This is a genomic window from Macrococcoides bohemicum (assembly GCF_016865215.1).
Classification (GTDB): domain Bacteria; phylum Bacillota; class Bacilli; order Staphylococcales; family Staphylococcaceae; genus Macrococcoides; species Macrococcoides bohemicum.
In genome coordinates this window covers 2,322,722-2,341,056 of record NZ_CP054482.1, presented here as the reverse complement: position 1 = coordinate 2,341,056, position 18,335 = coordinate 2,322,722, and the positions used below count along the sequence as shown (strand labels likewise).

Genomic DNA, 18,335 nt, shown 5'->3' with positions numbered 1-18,335 from the left:
ATTGCTAATTAAGTATAACTTTGATATTATCTATAAAATATTATAAATAAGAATAACTCATATAAATTAAAGGATATGGCTTTAGCGTTTCTACCACATTACCGTAAATAATGTGACTATGAGTAATAAAAGTGATATTTATTCATATAAATACACTTATTACTCATCTTAAATTCTATTTAAGATGAGTTTTTTTTATATTCTTTTAACAGTTTTTTATCAAATTTATGGAGGTCGTTATGGAATTATTACAGCAAAAAGTTAAAGAAGACGGTGTAGTAATTGATGGAGGAATTCTGAAGGTTGATTCTTTCTTGAATCATCAAATTGATGCAAAGCTAATGCATGAAATAGGCAAGACGTTCTATGAGACGTACAAAGATGAGAACATTACTAAAATCCTGACAATTGAAGCATCAGGGATTGCACCAGCTATTATGGCAGCATTGCATTTTGATGTTCCTTGTTTATTTGCAAAGAAAGCACAGCCTAGCACTTTAACAGAAGAAGTTTATCAGACGGATATCCATTCGTATACGAAGAATAAAACAAATCATGTTATTATTTCTAAAAAATTTTTAAATGAGAATGATCGAGTATTAATCATTGATGATTTCTTAGCAAATGGTGAGGCGGCACTTGGATTATATGATTTAGTAAATCAAGCAGGGGCAAGTTGTGCGGGTGTTGGTATCGTAGTTGAAAAAAGCTTCCAAAAAGGATACCAAAGACTAATAGATAAAGGATTAAGTGTCACAAGTTTATGTAGAATCGCTTCTTTAGATGATAATAAAGTGAAATTGGTAGGCGAATAAGATGAAAAATTTATTATTAAGTATTCAGCATTTGCTCGCAATGTATGCTGGAGCAATTATTGTTCCAATCATAGTCGGGCATGCATTAGGGTTTAGTGCGCAAGAAACGGCATATTTAGTTTCTGTCGATATCTTTATGTGTGGTGTTGCTACATTCCTACAAGTATATAAAGGTATCGGGATTGGCTTACCTGTAGTACTTGGATGTACCTTTACTGCCGTAACCCCAATGATTATGGTAGGTTCAAAACACGGAATAGATGTCCTTTATGGATCACTCTTTGCTTCAGGGATTATTATCGTACTTATTTCACCATTCTTTTCCTATCTGGTAAAGATATTCCCGCCAGTAGTAACAGGTAGTGTTGTAACGATTATCGGTATTACGTTAATGCCGGTGGCGATGAATAACCTTGCTGGTGGACAAGGTAGTAAAGACTACGGAGCTCCGCTTAATATTTTATTAGGTTTAATCACTTTAATCATTATATTAGTTATTCATAGATTATCTACCGGATTTATTCGTTCAATCGCGATATTACTCGGTTTAGTCATCGGTACAGTAATTGCTTCATTCTTTGGATTAGTAAATTTAAATGCCGTACATGAGTCGAACTGGTTCGAATTACCGAAACCATTTAGATTTGCAGGATTTAAATTTGAATTAGGATCAATTTTATTATTTGTTATTGTAGGAATCGTCAGCTTAATTGAATCAACAGGTGTTTATTCAGCACTAAGTGAGATAACAAAAACAAAAATAGATAGAAAAGATATATCTAAAGGTTATCGTGCAGAAGGAATTGCGATTGTTTTAGGTTCTATCTTCAACGCATTTCCGTATACGGCATATTCACAAAACGTAGGACTCGTTTCATTATCGGGTGTGAAATCAAATAAAGTTATGTATGGTATGGTCGGTTTATTATTGTTATGTGGATCGATTCCGAAACTTGGTGCAATTGCGACAATCATTCCGACATCTGTTCTAGGTGGTGCAATGATTGCCATGTTCGGTATGGTCATGGCATATGGTGTGAAAATGCTTGGTGCTATTGATTTCACAAGACAAGATAATCTATTGATTATTGCAGTATCTGTCGGGATCGGATTAGGCATAACAACAGTACCTGAAGCTTTCAGCAAGTTTGGCAGTGAGTATGAATGGTTGACACAAAATGGAATTGTTATCGGTACATTTACTGCCATTATCCTTAATTTATTTTTTAACGGATTAAAAGATAAACAAATACGTGAAAATGTGAAATAATAGAACTACTAAAATTTTAAAAATATATGGAGGTCAAGTTAATTATGTGGGAAAACAAGTTTCAAAAAGAAGGTCTAACATTTGATGATGTATTATTAGTGCCAGGTCACTCAGAAGTATTACCACACACTGTAGATTTAAGCGTTTCTTTATCAGATCGTTTAAACTTAAAGATTCCGGTATTATCTGCTGGAATGGATACAGTTACAGAAGCAAAGATGGCAATTGCAATGGCACGTCAAGGTGGTCTTGGTGTTATTCATAAGAATATGAGTATCGAACAGCAAGCTGACGAAGTTCAAAAAGTTAAACGTTCAGAAAATGGTGTTATCACAAATCCATTCTACTTAACACCAGATGAGCAAGTATTCGCTGCAGAACATTTAATGGGTAAATACCGTATTTCAGGTGTGCCAATTGTTAATAGTGAAGAAGAGATGAAACTTGTAGGTATTTTAACAAACCGTGATTTACGCTTTATTGAAGATTATTCGATTAAAATTTCAGATGTTATGACAAGTGAAAATCTTGTAACTGCACCTGTAGGAACAACGTTAGAACAAGCTGAAAAATTGTTACAACAACATAAAATTGAAAAGTTACCGATTGTCGATGAAACAGGACATTTAAAAGGCTTGATAACAATTAAGGATATTGAGAAAGTCATCGAATTCCCGAATGCTGCAAAAGATGAACACAGACGTTTATTAGTCGCAGCAGCAGTTGGAATTGCTAAAGACACGATTACACGTGCTACAAAACTTGTTGAGGCGGGAACTGATGCGTTAGTTATCGATACTGCACATGGTCATTCTAAAGGTGTATTAGAGATGGTTACTGAACTTAAGAAGAACTTCCCTGAAATAACATTAATTGCGGGTAACGTTGCTACAGCAGAAGGTACACGTGCTTTAATCGAAGCAGGTGCGGATGTCGTTAAAGTTGGTATTGGACCAGGTTCAATTTGTACAACACGTGTTGTAGCAGGTGTTGGTGTACCACAAATTACCGCAATTTACGATGCAGCGACAGAAGCGAAGAAACATGGTAAAGCAATTATTGCAGATGGCGGTATTAAATTCTCTGGAGATATCGCAAAAGCGTTAGCTGCCGGTGGACATGCAGTTATGTTAGGATCATTACTTGCAGGTACGACTGAATCACCTGGAGATACTGAAATCTTCCAAGGCCGTCAATACAAAGTATATCGTGGTATGGGATCACTTGGCGCGATGGAAAAAGGTTCTAAAGACCGTTACTTCCAGGAAGATAAAGATGCGAAGAAATTTGTACCGGAAGGTATCGAAGGACGTATCGCATATAAAGGTGCATTACAAGATACTGTTTACCAATTAATAGGTGGTTTAAGAAGTGGTATGGGTTATACAGGTTCGAAAGATTTAGAAGCTTTACGTGAAGAAGCAATGTTTATCCGTATGACAGGTGCTGGATTAATCGAAAGTCATCCACATGATGTTCAAATTACGAAAGAATCTCCAAACTATTCAATGTAAGAATACCTTCTAACGGCAAATTACATTATAATAAACTTAACTTAACTAAAAGGAGAACAAACTATGGAAATGGCATTTGAACAGGAACTTATATTAGTTCTTGATTTTGGAAGTCAGTATAATCAGTTAATCACACGTCGTATACGTGAGATGGGTGTTTATTCAGAACTTCATGATCATGAAATTTCAATCGAAGAAATAAAAAAGATGAATCCGAAAGGTATTATTCTTTCTGGTGGACCGAATTCAGTATATGAAGAAGGGTCTTTTACAGTTGATCCTGAGATCTTTAACTTAGGTGTACCTGTGTTAGGTATTTGCTATGGTATGCAGTTAATGACAAAATTATTAGGCGGAACTGTAGAACGTGCCAATGAACGTGAATACGGTAAAGCAATCATCACTGCAGAAACACATTCACTCTTTACAAAATTACCAGCAGAACAAACTGTGTGGATGAGCCATAGTGATAAAGTAATTAATATTCCTCAAGGATTCAAAATGATCGCAAACTCTCCAAGTTGTAAATACGCAGCGATTGAGAATGCTGAACGTAATTTATATGGTGTTCAGTTCCATCCGGAAGTACGTCATTCAGAATACGGTAATGACTTATTACGTAACTTCATCCGTGAAATCTGTAAGTGTACAGGCGAATGGACGATGGAAAACTTCATCGACATCGAAGTAGAGAAGATTCGTGAAAAAGTTGGAGATAGAAAAGTAATTTGTGCAATGAGTGGTGGTGTAGATTCATCAGTAGTTGCAGTATTAATTCATAAAGCAATCGGCGATCAGTTAACATGTATCTTCGTTGATCATGGTTTACTTCGTAAAGGCGAAGGCGATATGGTAATGAAGCAGTTTGGTGAAGGATTCAATATGAATATCATTCGCGTTGATGCGAAAGAACGTTTCATGAGCAAATTAGCAGGTGTATCTGACCCTGAGAAAAAACGTAAGATTATCGGTAATGAGTTCGTATACTTATTCGATGAAGAAGCAACGAAACTAAAAGATGCTGATTTCTTAGCACAAGGAACGCTTTACACTGATATCATTGAATCAGGTACAAAGACTGCACAAACGATTAAATCACACCATAACGTTGGTGGATTACCAGAAGATATGCAGTTTGAATTAATTGAACCTGTGAATACACTATTTAAAGACGAAGTACGTGCGTTAGGAATTGAATTAGGCATTCCTGAACACTTAGTATGGCGTCAACCATTCCCGGGTCCTGGACTTGGTATCCGTGTATTAGGTGAAATCACTGAAGAGAAATTAGAAATCGTACGTGAATCAGATGCGATTTTAAGAGAAGTCATTGCTCAGGAAGGTCTTGAAAGAGATATTTGGCAATACTTCACTGTATTACCTGACATCCGTTCAGTTGGTGTTATGGGAGATTACAGAACATATGATTACACAGTAGGTGTACGTGCTGTAACAAGTATCGATGGTATGACAAGTGACTTTGCTAGAATCGATTGGGAAGTACTTCAAAAAGTATCTAGTCGTATCGTAAACGAAGTAGCACACGTTAACCGTGTTGTTTATGATATTACATCTAAGCCCCCAAGTACAATTGAGTGGGAATAATATAATAAATACAAAAGACCTTACAGCCAAAACAGTTGTAAGGTCTTTTGTCATTAATGCAATATAATACCGTTTTGTTGAATGAAACTAGCGTCAGCTTGATGTACAGTAACACCGCCAGTAAATAATGCACTCGTTGCAACTGGTGAAATTACAATATGTTTAAATTTCATATAAAATACTCCTTTGTAGTTGATGCTGATATGTTAGCACGATTTATTTTTTAAAAGCGGATTATGAACGGCTTTTAAGAATTTTTAAGAGTTAGTTAAGTAATTTGTTTCAATAATAGAAGAGGGATAAAGAAAAAATACAGTCGATATTGACTGTGTGAGCTAAAGTAATTTCAGCCAATCGTTATATTTATTAGAGGAGTGATTGAAATGAACAGTATCTTTAAAGTACTTGGGTATCTGCAATTGCTTATGGTACAGTGTTATGTGCTGAAGCGATTAATGAAATTGCCACAGACATTCAAACAGAAGAATAGTTATTTACAACTTAATATAATTGAGTGGAAGATGAAATTCTAAATCTCATCTTCTTTTATGTATATAGCGGAAGCTCATCTTAAGAATAATTAAAAATTATAAAATTTTAAATGGAAAAAAATATATAGAGTAACGTGTATTTGTTCCGGGTAAAAGAATTATAAAAGAAATGATTGGAGCGATGTTATGGATACTCCTGAACAAGATGTTTACACAGTATATAAAAAGTTGTATGAAGCAATGATTGAAAGAGACACTGATACAATTGATAATTTAATGATGGATGGTAGTGTATTAGTGCATGCGACAGGTGTCAGGCAGCCGAAAAGAGAATGGTTGCGAGCGATAGAAGATGAGTCGATGAAATATTATTCTACAAAAGAAGAAAATATCGAAATTATATTAAAAGAGAAAAAAGCGAAATTGGTAGCGCAAAATAATGTGGATGCAAGAATCTATGGCTCAAGAAATACGTGGCCGCTTGAATTAACGATGAGTATGGTGAAATTTGAAGAAGATTGGAAGATTTCACACATTGAAGCTTCTACATATTAATTTTTTTAATATTTCTTAGTAAATATTATTGACAGTATTATGTGTTTATTATAAGATTGATATTGTCTTATTTGGAGGAATACCCAAGTCCGGCTGAAGGGATCGGTCTTGAAAACCGACAGGGGCTTAACGGCTCGCGGGGGTTCGAATCCCTCTTCCTCCGCCATTATTTAGACTAATAATATTTTAATATATTGATGACTCAATTAATTTTGAGTCATTTTTTTTGTTTTCTGATATAATTATAGAATATTCAGTAAATTTGTGGGGTGATGGGATGATTATTGAAGATATTGTTATAAAGAGACAAATTTCAAAGCTCAAAAAGCCGTTCAAAACTGCACTTCGTGAAACAGATGTGATTGAAAGTATTATTGTGTTTATTAAAACTGATAATGAATGGATAGGAGTAGGAGAAGCGGTACCTACTCCTGTCATTACAGGAGATACGGTTCAAAGTATTGTGGCAGCGATACAGCATTTAAGACCAAAACTAGTGGGACAAAAAGTATCGACAGATTTATTGCTGATCATCCAGACAGGTATTGTAAATAACACTAGTGCTAAAGCAGCACTGGACATGGCAATCTATGATTTGCTGGCAAAGGAAGCGGATTTACCGCTCTATCAGTATTTAAACAAAGGTGCTAGTGCACATATGTTAACTACAAGTCATACTGTGAGTTTGAATGGTATAGGAGAAATGACGCATGATGCGGTTATGTACGCTGAAGAAAAATTCGAAGCTTTAAAAGTGAAACTTGGGAATGATGTTGATCTTGATATGGCTAGAATACTTGCTATTCGTGATGTTGTACCAGATTTAAAGTTATCAATTGATGCAAATCAAGGATGGAGTAAAGAGGATACTTTTCGTTTCATTGATTATTTAAAGCATGAACATATTGAAGTAGATTGCATTGAGCAGCCAATATATAGAAAAGATTATTTAGGGATGTCTAATATAGCGCAATCGAGTGGAATACCGATTATGACAGATGAAAGTTTGTTTGATGTCTATGATGCAGCGTTAATCGCAAAGCTTGGTGGTGTATCGTGGTTTAATATTAAGCTCATGAAATCAGGAGGTATATACGGTGCACTTCAGATTCATCAAGTAGCACAAGCTAAAGGGATTCAGTGTATGCTTGGATCGATGATGGAGTCACACATAGCACTTACAGCAGCAATGCACTTAGCGCTTGCGCTTAATATAGAAAAGGTAGATTTTGATGCACCTTTTATGTTGAAAGGAAAAACAATTTTAGGCGGTATCACATATGATGGACCAAAAGTAAGTTTAAGTGAAGGGAACGGTTTAGGTATCGATAATGAAAAACTATTGGAGGCGTTAGCAGATGCAGAAAGTTTGTAAAGTACCGGTAAGTACAGTATGGCGTAGTATAGATAAAGCTCGAGATATCGATTCTGATGCAACGGATTATCCAGCAAACATTCAAAAGTGGTTACTCAAATTAAATTTAGAACAGAAATTATCGTTTTGTGATGATTCTAGAATTGATACACAACTTTTGTACGGAGAACCACTTGAAGTGATTGAAGAGATTGATGAATGGTGTAAAGTTGTGTGTGTAGAACAAGCATCAGAAAGCGATAGTCGCGGTTATCCTGGATTTATTCCGAAATCTCATATCGGTGAAATAGAAGTAACAGATAATATTCAATATGCACGAGTTATTGTGCCGAAGACATTAAGTTATAAAGAAGATATGCCTTTCTATGTGCTATCATTCAACACAACATTACCTATTAACCACATAGAAGATGAATATGTATATGTTAATAGTCCTGATGGTCAATTAAAACTAAAAAAAGAAGCCGTCGCAATACAGCAACATAGCATTCCTGAGCAGAACCCAAGTTTTCGTGAACTGTATCGAGCAGCTTCAATGTATATTGATCTAGGTTACCTGTGGGGTGGCATGTCTAGTTACGGTTATGATTGTTCAGGCTTTGTTTATCATATGTATCGTCATGTTGGTTTTACCTTACCACGAGATGCACATGAACAATATTTAGCAACGAAAGCAATCAATAAACAAGATTTAATACCAGGAGACTTAGTATATTTCTCTAATGCTAAAGATATCGATAAAATATCGCATATCGGTATTTATATCGGCAGCGGGTTTATGATTCATTCACCGAATACACCGAACGCAATTGAAGAAAGAACAATTGAATCTGGATTATACTCAGATATCTATGTCGGTGCAAGCCGTGTCTATGACTTTATTAATGATTGAAAGTATAAACCTAGGTCATGGAATGCCTGATGAATGAATTGTGCATCATCATGATCTGTTAAGACAACGAAGATAATTTCGTTGTCTTTAAATCTAACAATCCCTGCATCGTGATGCACATTATCAAAGTCACCTGTTTTTGTTCCAAATTCTATTGTCTCATCTGTTAAATACATCAAAGTCTTATCTTTTAAAAGTTGCTGTTTCATAATTTGAAACATCGCTTTAAATTGCTCATGGGATTTTATGAGTGACAGCGTATGAAATATATCTTGTGCAGATGTAAAGTTATCATATCCAAGGGTGCGACGTTCCGTATCCATCATCTTTCTTTGCAGTTTTGTATCACTAAGATTATTGCGCAGGAAATATGCATTTAAAGTATCCATGCCAATCCATTCAATCAATGTATTTGTTGCACGATTATCACTCACAATAATCATTAACGTAACTAAATCGTGAACAGTATATTCAGTTTGTGATAAATAAGGAGATACACCAGCACCCTCAACTTTTTCATCGATTGAAATGATTGTATCTAAATCATGTAAACGCTGATCGAAGATATATAACATTATCGGTAATTTAATTAAACTCGCAGATGGATAAACCTGCTTCTCATTGAATTGGTAAAGTGTCTCACCGTTTAATGACATTAAAGTGCTACTGAAATTGTTATGCTGCAATAATACTGGATTATTTTCCATATAGTTCACATCCCCTTCGTTGCTTGTATATCAATATAATACAACTTTATAAAGATAAAATGTGTAAAAAAATAATATTTAAATAAAAATTTTAATGTTGAAAACCTTTTCAGAAAACCTTTACATACTTGTATAGACAGTATACAATGAATGCATATTAAAATAAAGGAGTTGACCAGAATGGCAGTCAACAGACAAGAAGTAAAAGACATTATTAGTGCAATTGGTGGTAAGGACAACGTATCAGCAGCAACGCACTGTGTTACAAGATTACGTTTAGCATTAAAAGATGATTCGAAAGTAGATAAGGCAGCATTAGATAAAATCAATTTAGTGAAAGGATCTTTTGCGGCGAATAACCAGTTCCAAATCGTTATTGGACCTGGTACAGTTGATGAAGCTTACAAAGTATTCGTTGATGAAACAGGTGTTGGTGAAAGTTCAAAAGACGATGTAAAAGCAGCAGCAGCAGAAAAGATGAATCCGTTACAACGCGCAATTAAAACATTAGGTGACGTATTTATTCCATTATTACCTGCAATCGTAACAGCCGGTTTATTATTAGGTCTTTCTAACTTATTACTTGATCCGGGCGTGTTTTACGATAAAAAATCTGTAGTAGATGTATTTCCACAATTTAAAGGTATAGCAGAAATTATTAAATTAATTGCTGTAACACCATTCCACTTCTTACCTGCATTAATTGGTTGGAGCGCGATGCGTGTGTTTGGGGGTAGTCCAATTTTAGGTTTAGTATTAGGTTTAGTATTGGTTAACCCAGCTCTAGCTTCACAATACGGTTTAGCTGATGCTGAAACTGGTAAATTAAATGAAATCCCAACTTGGGACGTATTTGGATTAAAAGTTCAACAACTAAACTACGCAGCACAGGTATTGCCAATCTTAATTGCAACTTGGTGTTTAGCTCAGGTTGAACGATTCTTGAATAAACGTGTTCATGATTCTATTAAGATGTTAGTTGTAGGACCAGTTGCATTATTATTAGTAGGTTTCTTATCATTCATTATCATTGGGCCAGTTGCTTTCTGGTTAGGTAATCAAATCACTGGTTTTGTTCAAATGATCTTTGAAAATGCTGGATGGTTAGGTGGATTAATTTACGGATTAGTATACGCACCGCTTGTAATTACAGGTTTACACCATATGTTCTTAGCTGTAGATTTCCAATTAATGAGTTCTCCGTTAGGAGGAACTTACTTATGGCCAATCCTTGCAATCTCTAATATTTCTCAAGGTTCAGCAGCATTTGCAGCTTGGTTCTTATATAAACGCAAAAAAATGGTTAAAGAAGAAGGTTTAGCATTAACTTCTGGTATCTCAGGTTGGTTAGGGGTTACAGAACCTGCGATGTTCGGGGTTAATATTCCATTAAAATACCCATTTATCGCAGCTGTACTAACGACTGGTTTAGTGGGAGCTATCTTCGGTTCTCAACAAGTATTAGGTAAAGTTGGAGTAGGTGGATTGCCTGGTATCATGAGTATCCAATCTCAATTCCAAATGACATTCTTAATCGGTATGATTATTGCAATTGTCTTACCTATCGTATTAACATTAATCTTCTCAAACTTCGCTAAGAAAAAAATGGGTGAAGATGTAGCTGAGCCTATCGTATCAGACAAAACTATATAAAATTTCATAGTTAATTAATAAATCAACGAGCAACTTGTACTTACAGGTTGTTCGTTGTAAACTTATATTATCAAAAAAACGTTAGGAGTTTTAATAATGGCAGTTACTGATTGGAGAAAGTCAGTTGTATATCAAATATATCCAAAGTCATTTAAGGATACAACAGGCAATGGTCAGGGAGATATTAACGGTATTATTGAAAAGTTAGATTATTTAAAGACGCTTGGTGTAGATTATTTATGGTTAACACCGGTGTATCGTTCTCCAATGAATGATAATGGTTACGATATTAGTGACTACTATGAGATTAATCCAGATTTCGGTACGAAAGAAGACTTCAAGCGTTTGTTAGATGAAGCGCATGCACGTGGTATTAAGATTATGTCTGATATTGTTATCAATCACACGAGTACTGAACATAATTGGTTTGTTGAGAGTAGAAAGTCTAAAGATAATCCATATCGCGATTATTATATTTGGAAAGACGGGAAAGATGGACAGCCTCCGACAAACTGGGAATCAAAGTTTGGTGGTAATGCATGGCAGTTAGATCCTGTGACGAATCAATATTATTTACGCTTATTTGATGTTACTCAGGCTGATTTAAACTGGGAAAATGAAAAGTTGCGTAATGAAATTTACGATATGATTAATTATTGGATTGACTTTGGTATGGATGGTTTCCGTTTTGATGTAATTAATTTAATTTCTAAAGCGGAATATAAAGATTCTGATAAGATTGGTAAAGAGTTTTATACAGATGGTCCGCGTGTTCACGAATTCTTAAATGAAATGAATCGCAATACATTTGGTAACAAAGAAGGGTTTATGACCGTTGGTGAAATGAGTTCAACGACTTTAGAGCATTGTATTAACTACACGCGTGAAGAACGTCATGAATTAAGCAGTGTATTTAATTTCCATCATCTTAAAGTAGATTATAAAGATGGTGAAAAATGGACTAAAATGCCGTTTGATTTTATTGAATTGAAACGTATTTTATTCGAATGGCAAGTTGGTATTTCTAAAGGTGGCGGGTGGAACGCAATCTTCTGGTGTAATCATGACCAACCCCGTGTTGTGAGTCGTTTCGGTGATGATTCTACTGAAGAGCGTCGAGTGAAAAGTGCGAAGATGTTAGCGATAACGTTACATTTCTTACAAGGCACACCTTATATTTATCAAGGCGAAGAAATAGGTATGACCAACCTGTATTTAGATGACATCAGCCAATATCGCGATATTGAGTCTACAAATGCCTATCAAATCATGTCAAATAATGGGTTTACAAATGATGCAATATTAGATATATTACAAGATAAATCACGAGATAATTCAAGAAGTCCGGTACAATGGGATGATAGTGAAAATGCAGGATTCACAACTGGCACGCCTTGGATTGATGTGGCTAAAAATTATAAACAAATCAATGTGAAACAAGCACTAGCAGATAAAAACTCTGTATTTTATACGTATCAAAAGTTAATTGAATTAAGACATAACTTAGATATTATCACATACGGAGAGGTGAAACCTTTATTAGAAGAGCATCCGCAAATTTTTGCGTATGAAAGAAAGCTTGATGATAAGTCTATACTTGTATTAGCGAACTTTACAGATGAACCGGTTGATGTGCCATCTTCAATAGATATTGAAGGTAGCATCTTAATCAACAATGGAACATATCATTCAAATGTACTGGAACCTTATCAAGCAATCGCCATTCTTCGATAAACTTTCCGAGTTTTTGATGCTAATTGATTCATAAAGTATAGGGGTGGCATGGTGAACAGTAATAAGTATCGAAAGATTTATCAGGAGTTAAGTGGAAAGATTATTAATGATGAGTACAAGCATGGTGAACAGTTACCATCTGAGAACTTACTTGTAAAAAAGTATGGCGTATCACGTGAAACAGTAAGAAAAGCTTTAAGTTTATTACAAACGAATGGATTTATCCAAAAGCTCAAAGGCAAAGGATCGGTTGTTATTTATGATCAATCTTTGAACTTTCCGGTGTCACAATTGATTAGTTTCGAAGAGATAAAACAATCACTTAATATGGACTATCATACTGTAGTGGAAAGTTTTGAAACAGTTGTGGCGAAGGACCATCCAAAAGTACAGGAAGCGTTAAATATTAGTGAAGATACAAAGTTATTTAGAGTCGTTCGTTCAAGAAGAAAGAATGATCTTGTTAACATTGTGGACACAGATTATTTCATTCAGGAAATGATGCCGGCACTTTCTAAAGAAATTGCTGAACAATCAATTTATGATTATATCGAACGACGTTTAGGATTAAAGATTGCATATTCTAATAAAGTGATTACATTCGAACCGATGTCTGAATATGAAATAGATTTATTTGTTGAAGCAACACCACCGTATGCAGCAGTCGTGCGCTCAATTGTACATCTTGCTGATGCGATACCATTTCAATACAACGTGTCTAAACATAGAGCAAGTGAATTTAAGTTTGTAGATTTCTCAAGAAGAACGATTGAGAAAGAGAAGTAGAAGTTTATTGTTGCAATATATAGTTGGATTTAGTATTATAAATATTACCGTGCTAAGTGGGGAGGTAGCGGTTCCCTGTACTTGCAATCCGCTTAGGCAAGACCTAATCCCTTTGCCTCGGGTAACAAGTTGTGAGGTCTGACCTGAATACGTAGTGTTGAGAGATCGGTCCTAGCCAATATAAACCCATGAATCATGTCAGGTCCGGAAGGAAGCAGCATTAAGTGGTACTTTGTATGTGACTGGGGTAGCCGGTTTTGAGCTGTCGACTCGGGTAACGCTTGTGCTTGTTATTCAAAGCAAAGGTGCACGGCTTTAATTATAAATTAATAACCTTTATATAAATGGACACGTCATATATGGCGTGTTTTTTTTATTTCATTAAAATTAATCATAATTGTAAATATTGTGTAGTGCTTGTAAATAATATGGATATTTTGTATTAAATTGATTATAATGAGGTAGATATTAATATTATTGAAAAAGGGGCGAATTTAATGAAAGTATCAAAGTTATATTCTACAAGTATCGCAGCTGCACTTTTATCGACAACAATTTTAACTGGGGTAGCGAGTGCTGCTGAAAATAAAAATACTGCGACACCAACTGCAACACCAGCTGCAACACCAGCGCCAACAGCTCAGGAAAGCTTAACAAAGACTATTATATCTGCAAAAGAAGAATTATTGAAAGCTAAAGATACATTTGGTGAATCGGATACGAATTATCAAAGTTTAGAAAAAGCAATCTCTGCTGCTGAAACATTAATTGCAAAAAAAGATGTAACAGAATCAGAATTAACAGCTGAAAATAAAACGTTGTCAGAAGCAAAAACAAAGACAAGAACTGCGCGTTTAACAAAATCAGCTGCAGATACTAAAGCTTTGATTGATGCAAAAAAAGCATTGAATGCTGAAATTGACGTAAAAGTTTCAACAGATTCTAAACCTACTAAGTTGGTCGCAGATTATGTAGCTAAGAAGAAAGAAGCAGTTAAAGTATATGGAGATCCTGCTTCTAAAGTTGAAGATTTAAATAAAGCAAAAGATGCATTGGTTAGTGCACGTGAAACAGTTGTTAATTCGCCTAAGGTAATTAAATTATCAACAGGAACTAATGGTAAATTAACAATTAACTTTAAAACATTAGACGGGCGTACTGATTTCCCTAAGTCTACAGGTAAATTGACTTCTACTGGCACAGTTACTGCTGAAAAAGGTACTGACTATATTGAAGTTTATGATTTACGCGACTTAACAAAAAAATATCAATTAACTTTACCACAAGGTTTTGAAATTAATAACCCTGATAAAGTACCTGCAAATGCAGAAGAAATTACGAATATTGATTTAAAACAAACACCTGGTTATAAATTCGATGAAGCTTTAGTGACATTTACTTTAAAACGTGATGGACAAGTTATTAAATCAGCGATTCCTTCATTCACTGTATTACAAGAGACTGGTTATGATAACCGTTACTCAGATGTAACGACTAAATTAACTGACGAGCAATTAAAAGATATTAAAGCTTATTATTTAAAAGAAGGATATATTGTAGATTCATCTTCTAAATTTACATTCAACAAAGAAAGTTTCTACCAAACTGCAGAAATTAACTATATTAAAAAACCTGAAGCACCACCTGCACCAGTTGTAGTTGATGGTCCTGGTATGTCTTCATTCAATGGCTATCAATTTAAAGCGGGTCAAAAATATACTTTACCAACATATGTAGAATTATATGAAGATCCAAAAAGCAATATCCAAATGAATAATAAAGACTTCAATATTAAAGTAATGAGCGTTACGCCTGTAGGTAATAAAAAGAAATTACCAGTGGTAGATAACAAAGTTACATTTACTAAACCTGGTAACTACACTGTTAAATTTGCTATTTACGATAAAGATGGACACAGATTAAAAGATTACAAAGGTAAAGAACGCAACTTCCTTTATGTTTCTAACACTGCAACAGTAGTCGACTCAGCGCCTGTAATCTCTGGTGTTAAAAGTACAACTTACAGCAAAAAGACATTCTCTTATACTAAAGGTATTAAAGCTTATGACTATGTAGATAAAAAATATGTTAAAGTAACGTACAAAGGTAAAGTTAATCCAAGTAAAAAAGGTAAATACAAAATTTACTACTCTGCGACAGACAGCAAAGGTAACACTGCTAAAAAGACGCGTTATGTCGTTGTGAAATAATAATTTAGATTTTTCAAAGCTTGAGGTTTTTCCTCAAGTTTTTTTTAGTGCTTTTAATAGGACGGTTTTCCGTTCAATGTTATAATAAGATTACTAATTTTTGTTGGAGGGGACTCACTTGAGTTATCAAGCTTTATATCGTGTGTTTCGTTCACAGTCTTTCGAAGAAGTTGTGGGGCAGAAGCATGTTACGACAACTTTAAAAAATGCAATTCAGAAAAATAAAATCTCTCATGCTTATCTTTTCAATGGTCCACGTGGTACAGGGAAAACGAGTATCGCTAAGATTTTTGCTAAAGCGATTAACTGTACGGAAAGTGATACGGGTGAACCTTGTAATCATTGCCCTACTTGTGTGTCGATTACAAATGGAACGAATTCTGACGTAATAGAAATCGATGCGGCGAGTAACAATGGTGTAGATGAGATTCGTAATATTCGTGATAAAGTCAAATATGCACCGGGTGAATCCAAATATAAAGTGTATATAATCGATGAAGTGCATATGCTTACTACGGGTGCTTTTAATGCGTTGTTAAAGACGTTAGAAGAACCACCTGCACATGCCATCTTTATTCTTGCGACAACAGAACCGCACAAAATTCCAGCTACAATTATTTCACGTTGTCAGCGATTCGACTTCAAAGCAATTGCTTTACCTGATATTAAAGATCACTTAGCATTTGTCTGTAACAAGGAGGGTATTGAATATGAAGATGCTGCACTAGAGTTTATCGCAACGAGTGCTGAAGGTGGTATGCGTGATGCGTTAAGTATTTTAGATCAGGCAATCGCATTTGGTGAAGCGAAGTTAACGTTAAATCATGTCTTAAATGTAACCGGTAGTGTTGGCTGTGATGATTTAATGTCACTCATGGAAAAAGTGATTGTGCATGACGTTAAAGGTGCTTTTGGACAGTATCATCAATTACTTGCGGATGGTAAGGAAGTTACCCGTCTGGTCAATGATTTAATTTATTTTCTGCGAGATGTTATTGTGGAATTTGCGACAGATCAAAAGGGCGATGCTGCGATTTATTCATTAGCATTACCTACAATTTATGAAATGATTGATAAGATTAACGATACACTAGTAGCGATGCGTTTTTCTGTCAATTCGAACGTACATTTTGAAGTACTTATTGTTAAACTGTCTGAGCTCGTGAAACAAAGTGAAGCGGGTGCACCTCAGCAAAGTGTACAAAGCAATGCTGCTGCACCAGTGGTAGATACAAGTCATATTGAAGCGCGTATCAATGCCTTAGAATCTCGTATCAATCAAGGTGCTACTCAAGCATCAGCACCTCAGAAAACTAAGAAAGAGCCTAAGAAGAACAAGAATGCTTTCTCAATGCGTCAAATAGAAACGGTTCTTGATAATGCGAATCGTGAGGACTTAAACTTCTTAAAGAGTAATTGGGGAGAGCTGCTTGCTCACGTTGAATCACAGGGGCAGCGTTCATTAGTGAGCTTGCTGAAACATTCAGAGCCTGTCGCAGCAAGTAGTACACATGTGCTTATTAAATTTGGTGAAGATATTCATTGTGATATGGTCAATAATGATGATGCAAAAAGAGAACAGATTGAAGCAATAGTATACACAATTATTAAAAAACAAGTTAAAATGGTAGGAGTACCAGATTCTCAATGGCTACAAGTTCGACATACTTATATTGAGAATAGAAAACAACCAAAACAGGAAGAGAAACCTGTAGAAGTTGATATTGTATCAGAAGCGGCAAATTTATTTGGTGAAGATGCAATTAATATTATTGATTAAACTTAGGAGGAAATGAATATGCGCGGTGGCGGAAATATGCAACAAATGATGAAACAAATGCAAAAGATGCAAAAGAAAATGGCTGAAGAGCAAGAAAAGTTAAAAGAAGAAAGAATTGAAGGGACAGCAGGTGGCGGTATGGTTACTGTTGTTGTTTCAGGACATAAAGAAGTATTAGATGTCATCATTAAAGAAGAAGTAGTAGATCCAGAAGATATCGAAATGTTACAAGACTTAGTATTAGCTGCAACAAACGATGCATTAGCAAAAGCAGATGATGTTACTGCACAACGTTTAGGACAACATACTAAAGGATTAAACATTCCAGGAATGATGTAATATGCATTATCCTGCACCAATATCGAAACTTATTGATAGTTTTATGAAGTTGCCTGGTATAGGTCCGAAGACTGCAAGTCGTCTTGCCTTTCATGTTTTAGATATGAAAGAAGATGACGTGATGAATTTTGCGAAAGCATTAGTAGACGTGAAACGTGAACTGACATATTGTTCAGTTTGTGGTCATATTACTGATACGGATCCTTGCTACATTTGTAGTGATACAACACGTGATCGTTCTATGATATGTGTTGTTGAAGAGACGAAAGATGTTATTGCAATGGAAAAGATGCGCGAATATAAAGGAATGTATCATGTGTTACATGGTGCAATTTCTCCGATGGAAGGTGTCGGCCCAGAAGATATTAATATTCCATCACTTTTAACGCGTTTAAAAGATGAAGAAGTAACGGAATTAATTCTGGCAACCAACCCAAATATTGAAGGTGAGTCTACTGCAATGTATATCTCAAGACTTGTTAAACCAATTGGTATTAAAACAACGCGTTTAGCACATGGTTTACCTGTTGGTGGAGATTTAGAATATGCAGATGAAGTAACTTTATCTAAAGCGATATCTGGTAGAACAGAGATATAACGAAATGACCT

16 protein-coding genes, 1 tRNA gene, 1 other RNA gene and 1 riboswitch are annotated in these 18,335 nt (G+C 35.1%); of the genes, 17 read left to right on the top strand and 1 reads right to left on the bottom strand.

The window, feature by feature from the left end:
• Positions 1 to 37 precede the first annotated feature (37 nt).
• Positions 38 to 139: riboswitch (purine riboswitch) on the top strand.
• A gap of 100 nt (positions 140 to 239) precedes the next feature.
• From xpt to HT586_RS12190, 9 genes are all read left to right on the top strand, one after another.
• A complete protein-coding gene (xpt, locus tag HT586_RS12230) occupies positions 240 to 815 on the top strand; it encodes a xanthine phosphoribosyltransferase (protein WP_096077788.1) in 576 nt (191 codons plus the stop codon).
• 1 nt (position 816) lies between these two features.
• A complete protein-coding gene (locus HT586_RS12225) occupies positions 817 to 2,085 on the top strand; it encodes a nucleobase:cation symporter-2 family protein (protein WP_096077789.1) in 1,269 nt (422 codons plus the stop codon).
• 44 nt (positions 2,086 to 2,129) lie between these two features.
• Positions 2,130 to 3,599, top strand: a complete 1,470-nt coding sequence (gene guaB, locus HT586_RS12220) for an IMP dehydrogenase (RefSeq protein ID WP_203545895.1) — start codon at positions 2,130 to 2,132, stop codon at positions 3,597 to 3,599.
• A gap of 63 nt (positions 3,600 to 3,662) precedes the next feature.
• Positions 3,663 to 5,204 (top strand): glutamine-hydrolyzing GMP synthase, encoded by a 1,542-nt coding sequence (gene guaA / locus HT586_RS12215; protein ID WP_203545894.1) that lies wholly within the window; start codon positions 3,663 to 3,665, stop codon positions 5,202 to 5,204.
• Positions 5,205 to 5,587: 383 nt separating this feature from the next.
• Positions 5,588 to 5,737 (top strand): hypothetical protein, encoded by a 150-nt coding sequence (locus HT586_RS12210; RefSeq protein WP_203545893.1) that lies wholly within the window; start codon positions 5,588 to 5,590, stop codon positions 5,735 to 5,737.
• A gap of 144 nt (positions 5,738 to 5,881) precedes the next feature.
• Complete coding sequence (locus tag HT586_RS12205; RefSeq protein ID WP_203545892.1) at positions 5,882 to 6,250, top strand: nuclear transport factor 2 family protein; 369 nt, start codon at positions 5,882 to 5,884, stop codon at positions 6,248 to 6,250.
• Positions 6,251 to 6,323: 73 nt separating this feature from the next.
• Positions 6,324 to 6,416: transfer RNA gene (locus HT586_RS12200), tRNA-Ser, on the top strand.
• A gap of 111 nt (positions 6,417 to 6,527) precedes the next feature.
• Positions 6,528 to 7,625: a dipeptide epimerase gene (locus HT586_RS12195; RefSeq protein ID WP_203545891.1), complete on the top strand. Its 1,098-nt coding sequence runs from the start codon at positions 6,528 to 6,530 to the stop codon at positions 7,623 to 7,625.
• Positions 7,609 to 8,517 (top strand): C40 family peptidase, encoded by a 909-nt coding sequence (locus HT586_RS12190; protein WP_203545890.1) that lies wholly within the window; start codon positions 7,609 to 7,611, stop codon positions 8,515 to 8,517. The genes HT586_RS12195 and HT586_RS12190 overlap by 17 nt, the downstream gene beginning before the upstream one ends.
• On the opposite strand, the gene HT586_RS12185 is transcribed toward HT586_RS12190, so the two are convergent.
• On the bottom strand, positions 8,496 to 9,224 hold the full coding sequence (locus tag HT586_RS12185; RefSeq protein ID WP_203545889.1) for a serine hydrolase: 729 nt from the start codon (positions 9,222 to 9,224) through the stop codon (positions 8,496 to 8,498). The two genes, HT586_RS12190 and HT586_RS12185, sit on opposite strands and share 22 nt — an antisense overlap.
• 180 nt (positions 9,225 to 9,404) lie before the next feature.
• On the opposite strand from HT586_RS12185, the gene treP reads away from it, so the two are divergent.
• The 8 genes from treP (at position 9,405) to recR (ending at position 18,324) form a co-directional block, all read left to right on the top strand.
• Positions 9,405 to 10,877, top strand: a complete 1,473-nt coding sequence (treP, locus tag HT586_RS12180; protein ID WP_188017702.1) for a PTS system trehalose-specific EIIBC component — start codon at positions 9,405 to 9,407, stop codon at positions 10,875 to 10,877.
• 96 nt (positions 10,878 to 10,973) lie between these two features.
• Positions 10,974 to 12,611: an alpha,alpha-phosphotrehalase gene (treC, locus tag HT586_RS12175; RefSeq protein ID WP_203545888.1), complete on the top strand. Its 1,638-nt coding sequence runs from the start codon at positions 10,974 to 10,976 to the stop codon at positions 12,609 to 12,611.
• A 48-nt stretch (positions 12,612 to 12,659) separates the two neighbouring features.
• Entirely contained in the window at positions 12,660 to 13,397 is a 738-nt protein-coding gene (gene treR, locus HT586_RS12170; RefSeq protein ID WP_096077799.1) for a trehalose operon repressor, read from the top strand.
• Between the two features lie 47 nt (positions 13,398 to 13,444).
• Positions 13,445 to 13,710: signal recognition particle sRNA large type (gene ffs, locus HT586_RS12165), an RNA gene on the top strand.
• A 184-nt stretch (positions 13,711 to 13,894) separates the two neighbouring features.
• Entirely contained in the window at positions 13,895 to 15,607 is a 1,713-nt protein-coding gene (locus HT586_RS12160) for an immunoglobulin-like domain-containing protein (RefSeq protein ID WP_203545887.1), read from the top strand.
• Between the two features lie 118 nt (positions 15,608 to 15,725).
• Positions 15,726 to 17,387, top strand: a complete 1,662-nt coding sequence (gene dnaX / locus HT586_RS12155) for a DNA polymerase III subunit gamma/tau (protein WP_203545886.1) — start codon at positions 15,726 to 15,728, stop codon at positions 17,385 to 17,387.
• A gap of 18 nt (positions 17,388 to 17,405) precedes the next feature.
• Positions 17,406 to 17,726 carry a YbaB/EbfC family nucleoid-associated protein gene (locus HT586_RS12150; protein ID WP_096077802.1) on the top strand — a complete coding sequence of 107 codons (321 nt, stop codon included), beginning with the start codon at positions 17,406 to 17,408 and terminating at the stop codon, positions 17,724 to 17,726.
• A gap of 1 nt (position 17,727) precedes the next feature.
• Entirely contained in the window at positions 17,728 to 18,324 is a 597-nt protein-coding gene (gene recR / locus HT586_RS12145) for a recombination mediator RecR (protein ID WP_099581592.1), read from the top strand.
• Positions 18,325 to 18,335 lie beyond the last annotated feature (11 nt).

Bases quoted from the DNA above. Each gene is read 5' to 3' on its own strand.
- xpt (WP_096077788.1), top strand. From the start codon at position 240: ATGGAATTATTACAGCAAAAAGTTAAAGAAGACGGTGTAGTAATTGAT.
- HT586_RS12225 (WP_096077789.1), top strand. From the start codon at position 817: ATGAAAAATTTATTATTAAGTATTCAGCATTTGCTCGCAATGTATGCT.
- guaB (WP_203545895.1), top strand. From the start codon at position 2,130: ATGTGGGAAAACAAGTTTCAAAAAGAAGGTCTAACATTTGATGATGTA.
- guaA (WP_203545894.1), top strand. From the start codon at position 3,663: ATGGAAATGGCATTTGAACAGGAACTTATATTAGTTCTTGATTTTGGA.
- HT586_RS12210 (WP_203545893.1), top strand. From the start codon at position 5,588: ATGAACAGTATCTTTAAAGTACTTGGGTATCTGCAATTGCTTATGGTA.
- HT586_RS12205 (WP_203545892.1), top strand. From the start codon at position 5,882: ATGGATACTCCTGAACAAGATGTTTACACAGTATATAAAAAGTTGTAT.
- HT586_RS12195 (WP_203545891.1), top strand. From the start codon at position 6,528: ATGATTATTGAAGATATTGTTATAAAGAGACAAATTTCAAAGCTCAAA.
- HT586_RS12190 (WP_203545890.1), top strand. From the start codon at position 7,609: ATGCAGAAAGTTTGTAAAGTACCGGTAAGTACAGTATGGCGTAGTATA.
- HT586_RS12185 (WP_203545889.1), bottom strand. From the start codon at position 9,224: ATGGAAAATAATCCAGTATTATTGCAGCATAACAATTTCAGTAGCACT.
- treP (WP_188017702.1), top strand. From the start codon at position 9,405: ATGGCAGTCAACAGACAAGAAGTAAAAGACATTATTAGTGCAATTGGT.
- treC (WP_203545888.1), top strand. From the start codon at position 10,974: ATGGCAGTTACTGATTGGAGAAAGTCAGTTGTATATCAAATATATCCA.
- treR (WP_096077799.1), top strand. From the start codon at position 12,660: ATGGTGAACAGTAATAAGTATCGAAAGATTTATCAGGAGTTAAGTGGA.
- HT586_RS12160 (WP_203545887.1), top strand. From the start codon at position 13,895: ATGAAAGTATCAAAGTTATATTCTACAAGTATCGCAGCTGCACTTTTA.
- HT586_RS12150 (WP_096077802.1), top strand. From the start codon at position 17,406: ATGCGCGGTGGCGGAAATATGCAACAAATGATGAAACAAATGCAAAAG.
- recR (WP_099581592.1), top strand. From the start codon at position 17,728: ATGCATTATCCTGCACCAATATCGAAACTTATTGATAGTTTTATGAAG.